Raw genomic sequence first — 20,251 nt, forward strand, 5'->3', positions numbered from 1 at the left:
CTTCGCCGGTGTAGCTCAGTCGGTAGAGCAGCTCATTCGTAATGAGAAGGTCGGGTGTTCGATTCATCTCTCCGGCACCAATTAAAAGCCCCGTTGCTATCAACACGATAGCAACGGGGCTTTTTTCTTAGGCGATGTAATCGCCGTGTAAGAGGATTTTGAGGCATGACTCTGATGCTGTCGCATTCCACGCCAATTCCTACCCGCCATGTGCTTTGGCGCCCTCTGTGCTTGGCCCCCGCCCTGATGGCCATCGCGATCCTCCCGGCCGCGGCGCAACATCCGGTCTATCGCTGCGAGACGAACGGCAAGGTCAGCTACTCGGACGCCCCATGCGTCGGAGCCAAGGTGATCGACGCGACGCCCACGCAAGGCATGGACAAGATGACCGGGCAGTCCCGCAAAGGCCGCGAGGTGCAGCGCGAAGAGTTCAATGCGGCCTTCGACAACGCATTCTGTCCTCTCCATGGCCGCTCGCATGCCGACATGGACGTGATGCGTCGCCGCGTCAAACTGCCCAGGGGCGATCAAGCTCAGTGCGCCAATCTCGACAACCGTCTACCCCAATTGGAATCGAACGCGGCGGGAACGTCGGGCGATGCGAAGGCTCGTGCCGATGTCGACCTCTACAAGGCCCGCAAGCAGTTCTTCGACCTGAAGTGCTGAACTGCGATGATTGGTAGGCAGCAGCGCTTAGCCGAAGTGCTTTTCGCGGTGGCAGTTTGGGCAGAGGGCCCAAGCGTTGGCGACGGTGTCGTCCCCACCTTGCGCCAACGGTGTGATGTGATGAACTTCTAGGTACGGATCGCCGGTGGCCTTGCTGACAAACGGCGCTGGTCGCTTGCACTCTTCACAGTGCCCCTCTGCTCGAAAGAGAACTTCGGCAACCACATCGGGGTTGCGCACGAACGCGGTTGAGACAGTCCGAATGGTTTTGGGATTCTTTGGTGCTTTGGCCAAGCGTGCAAGGCGCTGTTGCTGTGACTGGCTCGATGCCAGTGCGACTCTGTCTTGTAGCTGTTGCTGGACATACCCCGCATCGGCGATCACTTCTTCGGACGTTGTGAACACCAGCTCAAACCACTTCGCACCATCCGCCTCTTCGTGCATCTTCTGATTCGCGAAAGCCCCTGCGTACACAAACCTATCGTTGGATGTCTGCCTGACGAAAGCAAGTACCGGCAGGTTGGGCACATTCAAGATCGCAGCGTTGGGCTTGAAGTGCTCGCCAAATTGAACACTTCCATCCTTCAGTGTTTTGCTCTTCAGGAAGTACTTCAGCCTGCGGCCTTGCTCCAACCACTCGTTCGCATACCTGCCTCCGCTCAGCGTTGCCTTGATGACAACTGCAGTCGGCTTGCTCTCTGATTCGATGACGAACATGCCTCCCGCGCGGGTGTCGTAATTCCCCTAGAAGATCAAGATGTCATACGCGCTGTATGTCTCTCCGATGACGAAGTCCGAGGCTCGCGTCCGATCACCGATCCAAGCCGCGAATCGCCTCTCAAAGGAGTCGGCGATGTCTTCGAATGTTTGTAGCCCGAGTGCACGCATCTCGAGGTAGATCGCGTCCTGCTTGTCTACGCTGAAACGCTTCAGATACACGAACAGGTCCCCTACGCGTTTGAATTGATTCAGCCATACGTCTGAGTGCCGTATCTTGGCTTTGGTGGTCTCGGGCAACGAGCTGGCAAGTGCGGGTCGTTGGGCGACCTCTAGGACGTATTCGCGCGCCGCGTGGATGGGGCTCATTGTGTTCATTGCTTGGAATGGACACATTGTGGTGTAACTTGTTAACAATTTGCTTCGGGGAAACATTCGTTGTCGCCTCGACGCACCTTCCGCTAGGCACTGAACACCCACCCTCCGGACCCCGCATGGCCCCCTCCTCCTCCGCGCCCCACCCCCACTACGACCGCCTGATCGCCGCAGCCCGCGCCCTCCCACCCCTGCGCGTCGCAGTCGTCCACCCAGCCAACGCCGTCTCCCTCGAAGCAGCCCTCGCTTCAGCCGCACTCGGCCTCATCGCCCCCACGCTCATCGGCCCCCGCGCAAAGATCGAAGCCGCAGCACGCGAGGCCAACGCAGACCTCTCGAACATCCCCATCGTCGACGCCCCTCACAGCCACGCCGCGGCCGACGCCGCCGTCGCCATGGCCTTGCGCGGCGAGGTCGATGCGTTGATGAAGGGCAGCCTGCACACCGACGAGCTGATGGGCGCGGTGGTGCGGCGCGAAGGCGGGCTGCGCACGTCGCGGCGCATCAGTCACTGCTTCGTGATGGACATTCCGGGCCATGCGCAGCCGCTGATCATTTCGGACGCCGCGATCAACATCGCGCCCACGCTCGAAGAGAAGGTCGACATCGTGCAGAACGCGATCGACCTTGCGCATGCGCTGCTGATGCCGGCGGTGCGCGTGGCGATTCTCTCTGCCACGGAAACGGTCAACACCAAGGTGCCCTCCACGCTGGACGCCGCCGCGCTGTGCAAGATGGCCGACCGCGGCCAGATCACCGGGGCGCAGCTCGACGGGCCGCTGGCCATGGACAACGCCATCGACGCCGAGGCGGCGCGCATCAAGGGCATCGTCTCGCCGGTGGCGGGCCGCGCCAACGTGCTGATCGTGCCCAGCCTGGACGCGGGCAACATGCTGGCCAAGAGCCTCACCTTTCTGGGCGGGGCCTATGCGGCGGGCATCGTGCTGGGCACCCGGGTGCCGGTGATCCTGACGAGCCGGGCCGACTCGGAGCCGGCTCGCCTGGCCTCGTGCGCGGTGGCTTCGATGCTGGCCAAGGCGGGGCGCGAACGGCTCATCAAGGCGGTGGGCTGAGGACGACCGGCCTCGTAGCCATTGGAAACAAAAGAACTACGCTTTGTATGCCAATGCAACCGTGATCCGCCATAGGTAGTTGTCCCGCACCAAAGACCCTCGGGCGCACGCGCCAACCGGCCGCGGAAAGCGCATCATCGCCATGGATGGACCCCCGGTTCAGACTGTGCGAGGCAGCATGACAAGGTTCAAGAAGGTCTTCTGGATCAGCGGCGGGCTCGCCGTGCTGGGTGCGCTTGCCGCATTCGCAGTTGTCAACGAGCTGAAGACCTCCCGATGGCAATCGGCCCTGTGGCGCGACTTTTCCCGCGGCGCGGGCTTCAGCGTCGAGGCCGGTGCCAGCGATGCCATCCGCTTTCCCCAGACCGGGCCCTACGACGAGCGGCTGGGCTACCACGATCTTCCCCACTTCATCGAGCGCCTGGAGCCCCAGGGCTTTGTCATCACGCGCCAGGCGCGCATGTCGCCGCGGCTGGTCGAACTGCAGGAGCACGGGCTTTTCACGCCCTACCGCGAGAAGAACCAGGCCGGGCTGACCATGCGCGACTGCCGCAATGCGGCGCTGCTGCACACGCGCGTGCCCCAGCGCGCCTACGAGCGCTTCGAAGAGGTGCCGCCCCTGCTGGTGAGCGCCCTGCTGTTCGTCGAGGACCGCCACCTGCTCGACGCGGAGCCGGCGCAGCGCAACCCCGCGCTCGACCCGGAACGCTTTGCCAAGGCCGCGGTCGAGCAGGGGCTGCGGGTGTTCAACCCGCGGGGGTCGGCAACGGGCGGCAGCACGCTGGCCACCCAGATCGAAAAGTACCGCCATTCGCCGCACGGCCGCACAGGGTCGGTGCGCGAGAAGCTGCGCCAGATGGTCTCGGCCTCGGTGCGCGCCTACCAGGACGGCGACGACACGCTGGCGCGGCGCCGCCAGATCGTCGTCGACTACCTCGACACGGTGCCGCTGGCCGCACGCCCGGGCATCGGCGAGGTGCACGGCCTGGGCGACGGCCTGTGGGCCTGGTACGGGCGCGACTTCCGCGAGGTGAACCGCCTGCTCGCCGACAACGCGGAAGGGGCGGCGGCGCCCACGCCCGAGGCGCTCCAGCGCCAGGCCGAGGCTTTCAAGCAGGTGCTGTCGCTGATGATCGCGCAGCGCCGCCCGTCGCAGCACCTGCTCGGCGACGGCACGGGCCTGGCCCGGCTGACCGACAGCTACCTGCGGCTGATGGCCGAGGCGGGCCTGATCGCGCCCTCGCTGCGCGATGCGGCACTGCCGCTGTCCCTGCACCTGAGGCCCGAACTGCCGTCGACACCGCGCCCGGACTTCGTGCAGCGCAAGGCCACCGTCGCGCTGCGCACCCACATCTCCACGCTGCTCGACGTGCCGCGCGCCTACGACCTGGAGCGGCTCGACCTGGAGGCTGAAACCAGCCTGGACGGCGAAGCGCAAGCACTGGCTGCGCGGGTGCTGGCCGGCCTGCGGACGCCCGCCGCGGCCAAGGCTGCGGGACTGTTCGGCCCGCACATGCTCGACCCGGGCGCAGACCCGGCGCCGCTGATCTACAGCTTCACGCTGTTCGAGCGCGGCCCCCAGGCCAACCTGCTGCGCGTGCAGGCCGACAACATCAATCAGCCTTTCGACGTGAACCAGGGCGCGCGGCTGGACCTGGGCTCGACCGCCAAGCTGCGCACGCTGGTGAGCTACCTCGAACTGGTGGCAGAGTTGCACGCGAGCTGGGCCAGCCTGAGCCCAGCCCAGCTCTCGGCGCTGCCGAACAACCCACGCGATCCGCTCGGTGCGTGGGCGCGGCAGTACCTGTTGCGCGCCAAGGATCGCCGTCTTGCGCCGATGCTCGAGGCGGCCATGGAGCGGAAGTACTCGGCGAATCCGGGCGAGTCCTTCTTCACCGGCGGCGGCCTGCACCAGTTCGAGAACTTCGAGCGCTCGCGCAACAGCGAATCGATGACGGTGCGCGAGGGCTTCAAGCATTCGATCAACCTGGTGTTCATCCGCCTGATGCGCGACGTGGTGCGCCACCGCATGTTCGGCGGCGCGTCGGACGCCGAGCGCCTGCTGAAGGACCCGGCCGACCCGCGCCGGCGCGAGATGCTCGCACGCTTTGCCGATCGCGAAGGCTCGGCCTTCCTGATCCGCTTCTATCGCAAGTACCAGCGCCAGTCGGCCGCGGACGCCGAAGCGCTGCTGCTGCGGGGCCTGAAGCCGTCGGCGCCGCGCCTGGCGAGCGTACTGTTCACGATCGAGCCCGAGGCCAGCGAAGAGCGGCTCGGCGAGCTGCTCACGCAGCGGCTGGGCAAGGGCTTCGCCGGCTCGCCGCGCGCACTGCGGGCGCTGCGCACCACCTACGCGGGCCTCTCGCTCGCCGACCGCGGCTACGTGGCGCGCGTGCATCCGCTGGAGCTCTGGCTTGTGGGATACCTGCGGCGCCATCCCGGCGCAACACTGAGCGAGGTGCTGGACGCGAGCGCGAGCGAACGCCAGGAGGTCTACGCCTGGCTCTTCAAGACACGCCACAAGAGCGCGCAGGACAAGCGCCTGCGCGAGCTGGTCGAGCTCGATGCCTTCGCAGAGGTTCACCGCTCATGGCAGCGCCTGGGCTACCCGTTCGAATCGCTGACGCCGTCCTATGCGAGCGCCATCGGCGCATCGGGCGACCGGCCGGCCGCCCTGGCGGAACTGATGGGCATCATCGCCAGCGACGGCGTGCGGCGGCCGGTGCAACGGGTCGGCGCATTGCACTTTGCGCGCGACACGCCCTACGAGACACGGCTCGAACCGCGCGACGCGGGCGCCGAACAGGTGCTGCCTGCCGAAGTGGCCGCGACGGTGCGCCGCGCGCTGATCCAGGTGGTGCAGGACGGCACGGCGCGGCGCGTGAAGGGCGCACTGGTGGACGCGAATGGCCGCGCGATCGAGATCGGCGGCAAGACCGGCACCGGCGACCATCGCTACGGGCACACCGGCCGCGGCGGACGAGCGGGCACCGAACGCAAGATCAGCCGCTCGGCCACCTTCGTCTTCACGATCGGCGACCGCTACTTCGGCACCATCATGGCCTACGTGAACGAACCATACGCCGCCCGCTACCGGTTCACGAGCGCGCTGCCGACGCAGCTGCTGAAGTCGCTGGGGCCGCAGCTGCTGCCGGTGCTGGAGCGCGGGGGGTGCGGAGGGGATTGACGGCTGCTACGCGCCGTAGATTGCCAGCATGACGACGAAGGTCGCCCACATCGCGGCCCACCCCAGCAGGAACATGGCAGCCAGGAAGGCAGCAAGGTAGCCGGCCCGGCGCCATCCGCTTGGCGTGCTCGGCACGCAGCGCCAGTAGATCACGCCGGCCCACAGTGAAAGCACGACTGCGGTAACTGGAGCAATGTGATCGGAGATAGAGAGAACTTTGTGACTCTCGAGTGGTGCCGCTAAAACGAAAAGTACAGGCATGGCCAGGAACCATGCGAGCACGTTCAGCAGAAGGCGCAATGCGGTCTTCATCGAATCGCCTCGCATACGGGAGCCTTGCTTGGCTCCGAATGCTGGGCTTGCGCCACGGCATTTGAGTTTGTCGGCATATCTCTCCCCTGCCGAATCATATCGACCGACACGCAGCGCAGGATGGCTTGAGCAGACCGCGCAGGTATTAAAAAAACCGATGCCTGCAACAAGTTATCGATAGCTAAGCTGGGGAATCGACGCCCCTCGACAGCGCATGGGCCACGCCCCGCGCGACGAGGTCCCTTCATCGATCGATCCACCCCCAGTTGCCACACACGATGACATCCCTCCTTTCCGATGAACGGCAGGCCGATGATCTGCCTGACGACGACAACAACAGCAACCCTCTTCTCCCCTCACCCGCCGGCCAGCTGACCCGCCGCGCCTTCCTCGCGGAAAGCGGGACGACCGGCATCGCCGGCATCCTGGCGTCCGCGCCCATGGCGGCGTCGGTGGCAACGGCCGCGCAGGCGGATGCCAATGCAGCGCCGCCCTCTTCTTCTTCCATGGCCCTGGCCCTGCGCGTCAACGGCAAGCCGCATGCGCTGCAGGTCGATCCGCGCACGACCCTGCTCGACCTGCTGCGCGAGCAGATGGCGCTGGCGGGTACGAAGAAAGGCTGCGACCACGGCCAGTGCGGCGCGTGCACGGTGCTCGTCAATAACCGCCGCATCAATTCCTGCCTGGCGCTCGCGCTCTCGCACGACGGGGCGGACGTCACCACCATCGAGGGGCTCGCGCGCGGCAACGAGCTGCATCCGATGCAGGCCGCCTTCATCAAGCACGACGGGTTCCAGTGCGGCTATTGCACCTCGGGCCAGATCTGCTCGGCCGTGGGCATGCTGCGCGAAGCCGAGCAAGGCGCGCCGAGCCACGTCACGGCGGATGTGCGGCGCACCGGGCCGGTGGCGCAGCTGAGCGACGCCGAAATCCGCGAGCGCATGTCGGGCAACATCTGCCGCTGCGGCGCCTACCCCGGCATCGTGGCCGCGGTGCGCGAAGTGAGCCTGATGCCGCGCGCGGGCAACACCCGGAGGAGCCGCGCATGAAGCCCTTCGCATTCACCCGCGCCACCGACGTGGACACGGCCGTCCGGGCGGCCACGCAGCCCGGCGCCCGGTTCCTGGCCGGCGGCACCAACATCGTCGACCTGATGAAGGAAGGCGTGGAAGCGCCCGACCAGCTGGTGGACATCAACCGCCTGCCGCTCGCGGCCATCGAGGCGCAGCCCTCGGGCGGCCTTCGGCTGGGCGCGCTGGCGCGCAACAGCGACACGGCCAACCATCCCGTGCTGCGCACGCGCTACCCACTGGTGGCGCAGGCCATTCTTGCGGGCGCCTCGGGCCAGTTGCGCAACGCCGCCACCAACGGCGGCAACCTGCGCCAGCGCACGCGCTGCCCCTACTTCTACGACGTGACCCAGCCCTGCAACAAGCGCGAGCCGGGCACGGGCTGCAGCGCGCTGCAGGGCTTCAACCGCAACCACGCGGTGCTGGGCACCAGCGCGAAGTGCATCGCAAGCTACCCGGGCGACATGGCGCAGGCGCTGCACGCGCTCGATGCGGTGGTGCAACTGCAGGGGCCGTCAGGCCGCAGGACCATTCCGATCGCGCAGTTCCATCGCCTGCCGGGCGACACGCCCGAGCTCGATGCCAACCTTGCGCCGGGCGAGCTGATCACCGCCATCGACCTGCCGGCCGAGAGCGCCCGCTTCGCGCAGCGCTCGCATTACCTGAAGGTGCGCGACCGGGCCAGCTATGCCTTTGCGTTGGTGTCGGTGGCGGCTGTGCTCGACATGGAGGGCGGCCGCATCCGGCAGGCGCGCATCTGTCTGGGCGGCGTGGCGCACATGCCCTGGCGCGCACGCGAGGCCGAGGCGCTGCTGCAAGGCGCCGAACCCGGCATGCCGCTGTTCCGGCAGGCGGCGGAGGCCGCGCTGGCCGGCGCCACGGGCTTCGAGCACAACCGCTTCAAGATCGAACTGGCCAGGCGGAGCATCGTGCGCGCACTGGAAACCACGAGCAGGAGCACGGCATGAACAGGCAAGCGACTCCCCTCATCGGCCAGCCCGTCGACCGCGTGGACGGCCGCCTCAAGGTGACCGGCCAGGCGCGCTATGCGGCCGAATTTTCCTACCCGGGTCTGGTGTACGGCGTTGCGCTGGGCAGCACCGTGGCGGCCGGGCGCGTGCGCGACATCGACACCGCGGCGGCCGAGCAATCGCCCGGCGTGCTGCTGGTGCTCACGCACAAGAACGTGCCCAGGATGGCGCCGCCCGCGCCCGAGACGCCGCAGAACCGCTTCACGCGCGCCACGCCGCTGCTGCAGGACACGGCCATTCACCACCACGGCCAGCTCATCGGCTTCGTGGTGGCCGAGACGCTGGAGCAGGCGCGCCATGCGGCCACGCTGGTGAAGGTGAGCTACGAAGCGGCACAGCCCCGCATCGGCTTCGATGCCAACGTCAAGAACGCCTATGCGCCGGCGGCCATCAACGCCGGCTACAAGACCGACACGCGGCGCGGCGACCTCGACCAGGGCCTGCGCGCCGCGGCGGGCACCGTCGATGCGGTCTACAACACGCCCATCGAGCACCACCACCCGATGGAGATGCACGCCACCGTGGCTGCATGGGAGGGCGACAACAAGGTCACGGTGCACCATTCGCTGCAGATGGTGAGCGATGCCGCACCCGCGATTGCCGCCACCTTCGACATTCCGCGCGAGAACGTGCGCGTGGTGTGCCCGTTCGTGGGAGGTGGCTTCGGCAGCAAGATCCTCACGCGCGACAACGCGATGCTGGCGGTGCTGGCCGCGCGCCTCGTGAAGCGGCCGGTCAAACACGTGCTCACGCGGCAGCAGATGTTCATGGTGGTCGGCCTGCGCCAGCACAACCGCCAGCACATGCGGCTGGGTGCGGATGCGAGCGGCCGGCTTACGGGGCTGGGCCACGACACCGTCACCCACACCTCGGTGCACGAGGAGTTCGTCGAGCAGACCGGCGTCATCTCGCGAATGATGTACGAGGTGCCGAACTCGCAGGTCACCCACCGCGCCTTTCGCCTCAACGTGCAAACGCCGAAGTGGACCCGCGCGCCGGGCGAGGCGCCCGGCAGCTTTGCGCTCGAATCGGCGATGGACGAGCTCGCCGAGCAGCTGAAGATCGACCCGGTGGAGCTGCGCGCGAGGAACGATGCCAGGACCGACCTGGACACGGGCAAGCCCTTCGGCAGCCGCTCGCTCGTCGAATGCATGCGCATCGGCGCCGAGGAATTCGGCTGGAGCAATCGCAGCGCCACGCCGCGCAGCCGCAGGCAGGGCCACTGGCTCGTGGGCTACGGCATGAGCGCGGCATCGCGCGGCGCACCGCATCGCGGCGCCTCGGCCAATCTCTTGCTCACGCGCAACGGCCGCGACGTGCGCGCGGTGGTGGAGATGTGCGCGACCGACCTCGGCACCGGCAGCTACACCGTCATTGCGCAGACCGCCGCCGAGGCGCTGGGCCTGCCGCTCGACAAGGTGCAGGTGCGGCTCGGCGATTCGGCCCTTCCGCCCACGCCGGGCTCGGGCGGCTCCTGGGGCGCCAACACCTTCTGCACCGCGGCGCTCGCGGTCTGCGAAGCGGCCAAGCAGCAGTTGCGCGAGAAGGTCAACCTGCGCTTCGTGCGCGAACCCAGCGTGGCGGAGCTGCTGCAGGCGGCCCGGCTGAACGAATGGCGCGCCAGCAACACGGCCACGCCGGGCGCGGACATCGCCGCCTGGTCGCACTACGCCTTCGGTGCCAACTTTGCCGAAGTGTGGGTCGACGAAGACCTGGGGCTGGTGCGCGTGCCGCGCTACATGGCGGTGATTGCGGCCGGGCGCATTCTCAACCCCAAGACCGCGGCGTCGCAGATCGTCGGCGGCATCGTCTGGGGCATTGGCAACGCGCTGATGGAAGAGTCGGTGCTCGACGAACGCAGCGGCCACTTCGTCACGCGCACGCTGGCCGACTACCACGTGCCCGTGAACGCGGACATCGGCGACGTGCAGGTGCTCTTTGCGCCCGAAACCGACACCCGGGTCAACCGCATGGGCGTGAAGGGCGTGGGCGAGATCGGCATCACCAGCGTCGCCGCCGCCATTGCCAACGCGGTCTACAACGCCACCGGACGGCGCGTGCGCGACCTGCCCATCACGCCCGACAAATTGCTGACGCCGATCCAGGCATGACGAAACAGGCAAGAAGAAGCAAACTCGGAGCCCCTGCAAAGAAGAAAAGGGGCTTCCGATGCACATCCGCGAACTCGCCACCGGCCTGCAGTTTCCCGAAGGGCCCGTTGCCATGGACGATGGCTCCGTGCTGCTGGTCGAGATTGCGCGCGGCACGCTCACCCGCGTGCGGCACGACGGGCTGGTCCAGGTGGTGGCCGACCTGGGCGGCGGGCCGAACGGCGCTGCCATGGGGCCGGACGGCGCGGTGTACGTGTGCAACAACGGCGGCTTTCGCTGGCACACCGAGGCCGATGGCTGCCACCGCCCGGTGGGCCAGGCCGACGACTATTCGGGCGGACGCATCGAGCGCGTGAACCTGGCCACGGGCCGGGCCGAGCGGCTCTACGACACGGCCGACGGGGCTGCGCTGTGCGGGCCGAACGACATCGTGTTCGATGCAGAGGGCGGCTTCTACTTCACCGACCTGGGCAAGACGCGCGAGCGCGACATGGACCGCGGCGGCGTGTTCTACGGGCATGCCGACGGCCGCGGCGCGCATGCGGTGGCGCGGCCGGTGATGACGCCCAACGGCATCGCGCTGTCGCCCGACGGCCGCACGCTCTACTACGCCGAAACCGAAGGCGCACGGCTCTGGGCCTTCGACATCACGGCGCCGGGGCGCGTGCGCAAGGACGGCTGGCCTTCGCCGCACGGTGGCCGCATGCTGTGCGCATCGCCGGGCGGGCACTATCAGCGCTTCGACTCGATGGCCACCGATGCGCTCGGCAACCTGTGCGTGGCCACGCTGCTGCACGGCGGCATCACCATCGTCGCGCCCGACGGCAGCAGCTGCGAGCACGTGCCGCTGCCCGACCGCTACACCACCAACATCTGCTTCGGCGGACGCGACATGCGCACGGCCTACGTCACACTGTCGGGCAGCGGGCGGCTGATTGCCATCGACGACTGGCCGACGCCGGGGCTCGCGCTGAACTTCCAGGCCTGACCGAAGCCCTTGGTCCGGTCCTCAGGACACCACCTGGTAGTACAGGTTCTGCGGGTGCTTCGCCTGCGCAAAGAAGAACCAGCGCTCCGCGAGCAGGCCCGGCGCCTGCACCAGCACCGCCAGCAGCCAAGGCCACACGGCCCCGCTTGCAACGCCCCACAGCAGCAGCAGCGAAGGCAGCACGAAGGCCAGCAGCAGGAAACCGAGCTTCATGTTCCTGAGCGCGGCCAGCGTGGCGCCATGGAAGAACTCGCGCGTGTTGAACGAGCCGGCCGACATGCCCATCGACTTTTGCACGAGCTTCTCGGCGCGGATGCCGGTGGCCGATTGCAGCGTCGACCTGTGGCGGATCGCCGCGTTGCGCCTGAGCGCCCCGCCGCGTGCGGCCCATGCCGCGAGCGTGGCGGCGAGCGCCCAGGGCCCGGACAACTGCACGAAGCGTGTTTCGCCCGCCAATACGGCCATCGCACAGGCCAGCACGAGCCCCGACGACAGGCCGATGAGCGTGAAGTTGACGATGGTGAGCGGGTGCGCCCATTCCTCGATGAAGCGCAGGCAGGCATAGATCATGGCGGTGCAATACCAGAGTGCAACCGCACCGCACAGCACCAGCAGCGGCAGCAGCCACGACCACGGCGCACCGGCGCCGAAGCGCAGCGACAGCCACCACAGCGCCACCAGCGCGATGAAGGCCGGCAGCACGATGACTTCGCGCGACATCCACGAGGTGCGCCACATCAGCACGGCGCGCCATGCGCGGCTCTTTCGGCCCAGGTGCATGAACGAGGCCGCGAGCCCGGCCACGAGCAGCACTTCGGCCACGCCCAGCGCCAATGTGAGAAAATCGGGTGCGAGCGCGAGGCCCAGCAGCACCGCGAGCGCGAGCGCGACGACCAGCCCCTGCGCGGCGCCGGCCAGCGTGGTGAAGAAAAGAATGGAGAACGCGGGATGCATGCGGCTACTCCCGCGCTTCGATCGAGGGGGTGGTCTGCTGCGTGACGTGGCGCGGCAGGTACTGGTTGGCCGGGCTGGTTTCCCACTCGGGCATCAGCTGGTAGCCGCCGCGTTCGCGAATGGCCCTCGATACTTCGGAGTCCGGGTCCTTCACGTCGCCGAACAGGCGCGCGCCGGTGGGGCAAGCCTTCACGCAGGCGGGCTTGCGGTCTTCCTTGGGCAGGTGCTCGTCGTAGATGCGGTCCACGCACAGCGTGCACTTGGTCATGACCTGGCGCTCTTCGTCGAGCTCGCGTGCGCCGTAAGGGCAGGCCCATGCGCAGTACTTGCAGCCGATGCACTTGTCGTAGTCGACCAGCACGATGCCGTCTTCCTTGCGCTTGTAGCTGGCACCCGTGGGGCACACGGGCACGCAGGGCGGGTCTTCGCAGTGCAGGCAGCTCTTGGGGAAGTGAACCGTCTGCGTGGCCGGGAAGGTGCCGGCCTCGTAGGTCTGCACGCGGTTGAAGAAAGTGCCGGTGGGGTTGGCGCCATAGGGCTGCGCGTCCGCGAGCGGGCCGGCGCTGCCGGAGGTGTTCCATTGCTTGCACGACGTGACGCAGGCATGGCAGCCGACGCAGACATTGAGGTCGATGACGAGGGCGAGCTGTTTGGCGAGGGTTTCGCCCGGCTCGGCGCGCACGCTGGCATTTCTCCCTCCCCTTTCGGGGGAGGGTTGGGGTGGGGGCACGGCGGCTTTCATCGAAGCATGGCTGCCGGTTCCAATACCGCTGCCCCCACCCCTGCCCTCCCCCGGAAGGGGAGGGAGCAGATCCGGGGACATCAGGTCCTTGAGCCACTGCATCATTTCTTCCCCCTCCCCGCAAAGTACGTCAGCACGCTCGCCGCCTTCCCCAGCACCCCCGGTGCGCTCGGCATGCTCGCCATCTGCGGAAAGCTCTCTTCCGGCTCGCCCGGTTCCGCGGGCCGTATGCGCACGCGCACGTCGTACCAGCCCGCCTGCCCCGTGACCGGATCCGAATTGCTGATGCGGCCGCTCGCGGTGCCCGCGCAAGGCAGCTCCTCGCTGATCAGGTGGTTGAGCAGGAAGCCCTTGCGCGCCTCGTCCGCGCCGGGCGCCAGCTGCCATGCGCCATCGGCCTTGCCGATCGCGTTCCAGGTCCACACGGTGCCGGGCTCCACCGCCTCGCTGTAGCGCAGCATGCAGCGCACCTGGCCCCACTGGCTCTCCACCCAGCACCAGCCGCCGTCGGCAATGCCCGCGGCCTGCGCGGTGAGCGGGTTCACGTGAAGATAGTTGTGGCTGTGGATCTGCCGCAGCCACGCGTTCTGCGAATCCCATGAGTGGTACATCGCCATTGGCCGCTGGGTGATGGCGTTGAGCGGATACGCATCGAGATCGGTCGAGGCCTCCTCGAGCGGCGGGTACCAGAAAGGCAGCGGATCAAAGTACGTGTCGATGCGCTTACGCAGCGCATCGGGCGGCTGCCGGCCCGGGCTCTTGCCCTGCGCGGCCAGGCGAAAGCTCTGCAGCGTGTCGGAGTACAGCGCCAGCTGCACCGGGTCGTTGCGCTGGCGCCAGCCCTTGTCCTTTGCGAAGTCGAGGTACTCGCGGTTCCAGTTGCGCATGTAGTGCATGGTCTCGGGCATGTGGTACTGGAACACGCAGTTGTTCTCTGCGTACGCCTCCCACTGCTTGGGGTTGGGCTCGCCGCGCAGGTGCTCGGTGCCGTCCTTGCCGCGCCAGCCCATCAGAAAGCCGATGCCCGGCTGCGGCTGGAAGTTGACGACAAAGTCCGGATAGCCTGAAAACTTGCGCCCCCCCTCGGGCGTGGTGAAGGCCGGAAACTTCAGGCGCGAGGCCAGCTCGATCAGCACTTCCTGGAAAGGCTTGCACTGGCCGGTGGGCGGCACCACCGGAATGCGCACCGAATCGACCGGCCCGTCGAACTCCGAGATCGGCCGGTCGAGCATGCTCATCACGTCGTGGCGCTCGAGGTAGGTGGTGTCGGGCAGCACCAGGTCGGCAAAGGCCACGGTCTCGCTCTGGAAGGCGTCGCACACCACCAGGAAGGGGATCATGTGCTCGCCCTTCTCGTCCTTGCGGTTGAGCATCTCGCGCACGGCCATGGTGTTCATGCTGGAGTTCCAGGCCATGTTGGCCATGAAGATCAGCAGCGTGTCGATGCGGTAGGGGTCGCCCTTCACCGCATTGGTGATCACGTTGTGCATGAGCCCGTGCGCCGACAGCGGGTGCTCCCACGAGAACGCATGGTCGATGCGGATCGGCGAGCCGTCGGGGTTGATGGCCAGCTCTTCCGGGTTGGCCGGAAAGCCCAGCGGCGCGGCATTGAGCGGCGTGTTGGGCTGGATCATGCCGGGGTCGTTGAAGGCGCGGTAGTTGGGCACGATGTGGCGCGGGTACGGCGCCTTGTGCCTGAAGCCGCCGGGCGCGTCGATGGTGCCGAGCACGCTCATCAGCACCGCCAGCGCGCGCACCGTCTGGAAGCCGTTCGAGTGCGCCGCGAGCCCGCGCATGGCGTGGAAGGCCACGGGCCGCGCCTGCGTGGTCGGGTGCTTCCTCCCCCAGGCATCGGTCCACGCAATGGGCAGCTCGAAGACCTGCCTGAGCGCAGTCTCGCCCATCTCGCGCGCGAGCTTGCGGATGCGCTGCGCATCGATGCCGGTGATGGCCTCCGCCCACTCGGGCGTGCAGCTGGCCACGCGCTCGCGCAGCAGTTGGAACGACGGCGCCACCCGCGTGCCGTCGGCCAGCGTGTAGTGGCCTTCGAGCGCGGGATCGCAGCCGTCGGCAATGCCTTCGGGGTAGGCGTTCTTCACGCTGCCGCTGGCCTTATCCCACACCAGCTTGTTGTGCGGATTGCGGCCGTCGCCGGGCGGCCCGCGCGTGGGGTCCGGGTCGAAGGCAAACAGGCCCTGGCGCTCGCAGTCGTCCAGCACCACGAGCTGCGGCGCATTGGTGAAGCGCTTCAAGAAAGCGTGGTCGATCAGGTCGCTCGCGATCAGCTCATGCAGCAGCGCCATGAACAGTGCGCCATCGGTGCCGGGCTTGATGGGAATCCATTCGTCCGCAATGGCCGAGTAGCCCGTGCGCACCGGATTGATCGAAATGAAGCGCCCGCCCGCGCGCTTGAACTTGCTGATGGCGATCTTCATCGGGTTGCTGTGATGGTCCTCGGCCGTGCCGATCATCACGAACAGCCTGGCGCGGTCGAGGTCGGGCCCGCCGAATTCCCAGAAGCTGCCGCCGATGGTGTAGATCATTCCCGCGGCCATGTTCACGGAGCAGAAGCCGCCGTGCGCCGCATAGTTGGGCGTGCCGAACTGGCGCGCGAACAGGCCCGTGAGCGCCTGCATCTGGTCGCGGCCCGTGAAGAGCGCGAACTTCTTCGGATCGGTCGCGCGGATCTTGCCGAGCCGCTCGGCCAGCATGTCGAAGGCGCGCTCCCAGCTGATGGGCTCGAACTCCCCGGCCCCGCGCTCGCTGCCGGCCTTGCGCAGCAGCGGCTGCGTCAGGCGTGCGGGCGACACCTGCTTCATGATGCCCGACGAGCCCTTGGCGCAGATCACGCCCTTGTTCAACGGATGCTCGGGGTTGCCGTCGATGTAGCGCACCTCCGGGCCGTGCTCGCCTTCGCGCAGGTGCACGCGGATGCCGCAGCGGCAGGCGCACATGTAGCAGGTGGTGGTCTTGACCTGGGTGTCCGCCGTGGGCGTGGGGGCGTCGAGCGGATCGTGGACGGGCTCTCGGGACAGGAAACTGAACACTGGCGGTCCTTTGTCTTCATGCGGGGCTGCGCCGATGTTAGAGAGCCTCGATCAAACGAAAAAGCGGAGAATATCGCTCACGATGACCGGAAAAACAGATCAGCAGCAACCGCACACCGCGCAGCGGCTTCGGCTCAACCTGCGCCAACTCGAGGTGTTCGTGGCCACGGCCCGGGGCGGCAGCACGCGCGCCGCGGCCGACCGCGTTGCGCGCTCGCAGTCGGCCGCGAGCAGCGCGCTGGCCGACCTGGAGTCTTCCGTGGGCGCCCTGCTGTTCGACCGGCTCGGCCGCCGCCTGGTGCTCAACGAGAACGGCCGCGCGCTGCTGCCCAAGGCCCAGGCACTGCTCGACCAGGCCGGCGAGGTGGAAGCGCTCTTCAGCGGCGAGCATGCGGCGCCGCTGCGCGTGGCGGCCAGCTTCACCATCGGCGAATACCTGCTGCCCGAGCGCGTGTCGCAATGGACGGCGCTCCATCCGCAGAGCCAGGTTCACCTGCACATTGCCAACACGCGCGACGTGATCGAGGCGGTGGCGGGCTTCGACGTCGACGTCGGCTTCATCGAGGGGCCGCAAACCCACCCCGACCTCGTGGTGCGGGCATGGCGCGAGGACGAGCTGGTGATCGTCGCCGCGCCGGGGCATCCGCTCGCCAGGCGCATTGCCACGCACCACCAGCTCTCGCAGGCCACCTGGGTGCTGCGCGAACACGGCTCGGGCACGCGGCAGGTCACCGATGCGTGGCTGATCCAGAACCTGGAGCAGGTGCGCGTGGGCTTCGAGCTCGGCAGCACGGAAGCCATCAAGCGCGTGGTGGCCTCGGGCACCGGGCTCGCCTGCCTCTCGCGCTACACGGTGGCGCAGGCGCTGGAAGACGGCCACCTGATCGAGCTGCGCACGCGGCTGCCTGCGGGCATGCGGCGGCTGGCCACGGTGATGCACCGCGACAAGCTGCTCGGCCGCGCCACGGCGGACTTCCTGCGGCATTGCGGGGCGACCGTGCCGCGCGCTCCGTCCGCGCGCTAGGCCGGGCGGCAGCAGCAAGGGCGCGTGTTGCGGCAACCCGGCAAATTGCCCGGGTTGAGCAGGGGTGTCTCGGGGGCTACACACAAGAACCGTAAAACGCCGGCTACCGCGCGCTGTTCCCCTCTTTCACCCAGAAATTTCCCATGACATATCCGGCACCGAGGTCGTTCCGCCAGCTCAAAGCCCTGGCGCTGGCATTGGCCGTCGCACTGACTGCCTGCGGCGGCGGAGGCAACGGAGGGGCCTCCTTTCCGTTGATCCCCCCGCCGCCGGCAGGCAGCGCGCCGCCAGACACGCCGCCATCGCCAGACACGCCGCCGCCGGTTGCGGAGCCGCCACCTCCGCCCACCTGCTCCGCTGCCGTCCCGGCCAATGCGCCCCTCGCGCCCATTTCATCCATCCAGGGCACGGGCGACACCAGCCCCTTGGCGACGCAAGCAGTGACCGTGCGTGGCGTGGTCGTGGGTGACTTCCAGAACACCGGCTCGACGAGCGTGAAGCTGAACGGCTTTTTCGTGCAGCAGCTCGTGCCCGATACCGACCCGCTGACCTCCGAAGGCATCTTCGTCTACGCACCGGGCAACGCCACCCGTGTGGCGGCGGGCGACTTTGTCCAGGTCTCCGGCGTGGTGACCGAGTTCGGCCAGACCGCGGGTGCCGGGGCCAAGCCCGACAGCATCACGCAGATTGCCGGCACGGCCCAGGACCCGGTGGCCATCAGCGTCTGCGGCAGCGGCGTTGCCATCACCCCGACACAGGTCGCGCTGCCGGTGGCGGACGAGGCCGCGCTGGAGCGCTATGAAGGCATGCTGGTCGAGATTTCGCAGCCCCTGGCCGTGACGGAAATGTTCGAGCTGGGCCGCTATGGGCAGATGGTGCTGGCCTTGAACGGGCGGCAGTTCAATGCCACCAACGGCAACTCGGCGGCCACGCATGCGCAGAACCTGCTCTCGCGCATCGTGCTCGACGACGGCTCCTCGCGCCAGAACCCGAACCCCATTCCCTACCTGAGCGCGGCCGGCACCGACGGCACACGGCGCATGGGCGACACGACGCAGAAGCTGACCGGCATCCTGAGCCACAACTTCGGCGCCTACCGCGTCCAGCCCACGGTGGCGCCCGTGTTCGCGCAGGCCAATGCGCGCCCGGCGACCGCGCCGGTGGTCGGCGGCTCGCTCAAGGTGGCCAGCTTCAACGTGCTCAACTACTTCACCACGTTCCAGAATGGGGAAACCGCCTCGGGCCTGACGGGCCAGGGCTGTTCGTTCGGCACCGGTCCCGCGTCCGCGGCCAACTGCCGCGGCGCCAACAACCGCAGCGAGTTCGATCGGCAGCAGGCCAAGATCGTGGCCGCCATCGCGGGCCTGGACGCCGACGTGGTGGGACTGATGGAGATCCAGAACACCGACGTGGCAACGAGCGATCTGCTGGCAGCCCTCAACGCCAAGGTGGGCGCGGGCACCTATGCCGCGGTCAACAGCGGCGTGTTCGGCACGGATGCGATCAAGGTCGACATCCTGTACAAGCCCGCCAAGGTCCAGCGCGTCGGCAACGCCGTTCTCCCGACCGGCGCGGACCTCACCGACTACACCGCCGCCAGCGGGCGGTCGCCATTGGCCCAGCGCTTCAGCGCAGTGGGCAACAACGGCGGCTTCTGGTTCGTGGTCAACCACTTCAAGAGCAAGGGCAGCTGCCCCGCCACGGGCGACATCGACCTGGGCCAGGGCTGCTTCAACCTGGCGCGCATCCAGCAGGCGAAGGCGCTGAACAGCTTTGTCGGCAAGCTCAAGCTCATGGGCGAATCCGACGTGCTGATGATGGGCGACTTCAACAGCTACCTGCTGGAAGACCCGACCAAGGAGCTGGAAGCCGCCGGCAACGAGAGCCTGCTCAAGCGCATGGCCGCCAATGACCGCTACACCTACGTCTTCGGCGGCGAGACCGGCGCGCTGGACCACGCCTATGCCTCGGCGTCGCTGGGCGCGCAGGTCAGCGGCGTGAGCGTGTGGCACATCAACGCCGATGAGCCGACCGCGCTCGACTACAACACCGACTTCACCACCGACGACCGCTATGCGCCCACGCCCTTCCGGGCATCGGACCATGACCCCGTGCTCGTCGGCCTGACCCTGGCTGCCGATGCGGCAGTGACGCAGCCCATCGTCACCGCGTCGATACCGGCGGCCGTCAAGGTCGGCGAAACCTACAGCGTGAACATTTCGGAAGCGCTGCCCGGCGGCTCGACCACACTGGCTTCGCTTGCAGTCGACTGGGGAGACGGCACCGCCGCCACCACGGCGCCCGGCACGGGCACCGTCACCCACACCTATGCGGCTGCCGGCACCTTCAACGTCGTGGTCACGCTGACCAACTCCGCCGGCCAGACCGCCACCCAATCAGGCAGCGTGAACGTCAGCACCGTGGTGGTGGTGACGCCGCCGGCGGACCACGAGCTGTTCTTCAGCGAATATGTGGAAGGCACGTCGAACAACAAGGCGATCGAGATCTACAACCCGACCGCGGCGGCCGTGGACCTGAGCCTGTACACCGTCAAGCTGTATGCGAACGGCGCGACCGCGCCGACCAACTCCCTCCCGCTGACCGGCTCGCTGCCGGCCGGCGGTGTGCTGGTGCTGGCCAACGCCAGTGCCGCGGCGGCCTTCAAGCCGACCGGCACGATCACCAGCGGCGTCGCCAACTTCAACGGCGACGATGCGCTGACGCTCGAAAAATCGGGCGTGGTCGTCGACCGGTTCGGCCAGCTCGGCGTGGACCCCGGAACGGCCTGGACCGGCGGCGGCGTCGGCACGCAGGACCAGACCCTGCGCCGCAAGCCCGGCATCACCGCGGGCGATGCAGACGCAGGCGCCGCGTTCGATCCGTCGTTGCAATGGGACAGTTTTCCGGTGGACACCTCCTCCGGTCTGGGCGCGCACTCGGTGAATTGAGCGCGG

15 protein-coding genes and 1 tRNA gene are annotated in these 20,251 nt (G+C 67.8%); 10 read left to right on the forward strand and 6 right to left on the reverse strand.

The window, feature by feature from the left end; genetic code table 11:
• Positions 1-4: 4 nt before the first annotated feature.
• Positions 5-80 (forward strand) — tRNA-Thr (locus tag EJO66_RS03545).
• A gap of 85 nt (positions 81-165) precedes the next feature.
• The gene (locus tag EJO66_RS03550; protein ID WP_125964637.1) at positions 166-666 is read left to right on the forward strand and encodes a DUF4124 domain-containing protein; all 501 of its coding nucleotides are present in this window, start codon (positions 166-168) and stop codon (positions 664-666) included.
• A gap of 27 nt (positions 667-693) precedes the next feature.
• On the opposite strand, the gene EJO66_RS32895 is transcribed toward EJO66_RS03550, so the two are convergent.
• Both EJO66_RS32895 and EJO66_RS03560 read right to left on the reverse strand, forming a co-directional pair.
• Positions 694-1,383, reverse strand: a complete 690-nt coding sequence (locus tag EJO66_RS32895; RefSeq protein ID WP_124956097.1) for an HNH endonuclease — start codon at positions 1,381-1,383, stop codon at positions 694-696.
• A gap of 27 nt (positions 1,384-1,410) precedes the next feature.
• A complete protein-coding gene (locus EJO66_RS03560) occupies positions 1,411-1,752 on the reverse strand; it encodes a hypothetical protein (RefSeq protein WP_124956099.1) in 342 nt (113 codons plus the stop codon).
• Between the two features lie 125 nt (positions 1,753-1,877).
• Here EJO66_RS03560 and EJO66_RS03565 point away from each other — a divergent pair, with 125 nt between their 5' ends.
• Positions 1,878-2,831 (forward strand): phosphate acetyltransferase, encoded by a 954-nt coding sequence (locus EJO66_RS03565; protein WP_124956101.1) that lies wholly within the window; start codon positions 1,878-1,880, stop codon positions 2,829-2,831.
• Between the two features lie 178 nt (positions 2,832-3,009).
• On the forward strand, positions 3,010-6,018 hold the full coding sequence (locus EJO66_RS03570; RefSeq protein WP_125964638.1) for a transglycosylase domain-containing protein: 3,009 nt from the start codon (positions 3,010-3,012) through the stop codon (positions 6,016-6,018).
• 6 nt (positions 6,019-6,024) lie between these two features.
• Here the strand turns inward: EJO66_RS03570 and EJO66_RS03575 are convergent, their stop codons facing one another.
• Entirely contained in the window at positions 6,025-6,330 is a 306-nt protein-coding gene (locus EJO66_RS03575) for a hypothetical protein (RefSeq protein WP_124956105.1), read from the reverse strand.
• A gap of 278 nt (positions 6,331-6,608) precedes the next feature.
• Here EJO66_RS03575 and EJO66_RS03580 point away from each other — a divergent pair, with 278 nt between their 5' ends.
• Genes EJO66_RS03580 through EJO66_RS03595 form a run of 4 tightly spaced genes read left to right on the forward strand, consistent with a single transcriptional unit; the run spans position 6,609 to position 11,530 of the window.
• Positions 6,609-7,379, forward strand: a complete 771-nt coding sequence (locus tag EJO66_RS03580; protein ID WP_125964639.1) for a 2Fe-2S iron-sulfur cluster-binding protein — start codon at positions 6,609-6,611, stop codon at positions 7,377-7,379.
• Positions 7,376-8,368 (forward strand): FAD binding domain-containing protein, encoded by a 993-nt coding sequence (locus tag EJO66_RS03585; protein WP_125964640.1) that lies wholly within the window; start codon positions 7,376-7,378, stop codon positions 8,366-8,368. Before EJO66_RS03580 ends, EJO66_RS03585 begins: the two co-directional genes overlap by 4 nt.
• The gene (locus EJO66_RS03590; RefSeq protein WP_125964641.1) at positions 8,365-10,542 is read left to right on the forward strand and encodes a xanthine dehydrogenase family protein molybdopterin-binding subunit; all 2,178 of its coding nucleotides are present in this window, start codon (positions 8,365-8,367) and stop codon (positions 10,540-10,542) included. The genes EJO66_RS03585 and EJO66_RS03590 overlap by 4 nt, the downstream gene beginning before the upstream one ends.
• A 58-nt stretch (positions 10,543-10,600) precedes the next feature.
• On the forward strand, positions 10,601-11,530 hold the full coding sequence (locus EJO66_RS03595; RefSeq protein ID WP_124956113.1) for an SMP-30/gluconolactonase/LRE family protein: 930 nt from the start codon (positions 10,601-10,603) through the stop codon (positions 11,528-11,530).
• A gap of 21 nt (positions 11,531-11,551) precedes the next feature.
• On the opposite strand, the gene EJO66_RS03600 is transcribed toward EJO66_RS03595, so the two are convergent.
• The 3 genes from EJO66_RS03600 to EJO66_RS03615 form a co-directional block, all read right to left on the reverse strand.
• The gene (locus EJO66_RS03600; protein ID WP_125964642.1) at positions 11,552-12,484 is read right to left on the reverse strand and encodes a dimethyl sulfoxide reductase anchor subunit family protein; all 933 of its coding nucleotides are present in this window, start codon (positions 12,482-12,484) and stop codon (positions 11,552-11,554) included.
• A 4-nt stretch (positions 12,485-12,488) separates the two neighbouring features.
• Positions 12,489-13,226, reverse strand: a complete 738-nt coding sequence (locus EJO66_RS03605) for a 4Fe-4S dicluster domain-containing protein (protein ID WP_240648507.1) — start codon at positions 13,224-13,226, stop codon at positions 12,489-12,491.
• A 101-nt stretch (positions 13,227-13,327) separates the two neighbouring features.
• Complete coding sequence (locus EJO66_RS03615) at positions 13,328-16,273, reverse strand: molybdopterin oxidoreductase family protein (RefSeq protein WP_125964644.1); 2,946 nt, start codon at positions 16,271-16,273, stop codon at positions 13,328-13,330.
• 82 nt (positions 16,274-16,355) lie between these two features.
• On the opposite strand from EJO66_RS03615, the gene EJO66_RS03620 reads away from it, so the two are divergent.
• Positions 16,356-17,297, forward strand: a complete 942-nt coding sequence (locus tag EJO66_RS03620; RefSeq protein ID WP_124956121.1) for a LysR family transcriptional regulator — start codon at positions 16,356-16,358, stop codon at positions 17,295-17,297.
• A 143-nt stretch (positions 17,298-17,440) separates the two neighbouring features.
• Positions 17,441-20,245 carry an ExeM/NucH family extracellular endonuclease gene (locus EJO66_RS03625; protein WP_125964645.1) on the forward strand — a complete coding sequence of 935 codons (2,805 nt, stop codon included), beginning with the start codon at positions 17,441-17,443 and terminating at the stop codon, positions 20,243-20,245.
• The last annotated feature ends 6 nt before the right edge of the window (positions 20,246-20,251 follow it).

It is taken from the genome of Variovorax beijingensis (assembly GCF_003951285.1).
GTDB lineage: Bacteria > Pseudomonadota > Gammaproteobacteria > Burkholderiales > Burkholderiaceae_C > Variovorax > Variovorax beijingensis.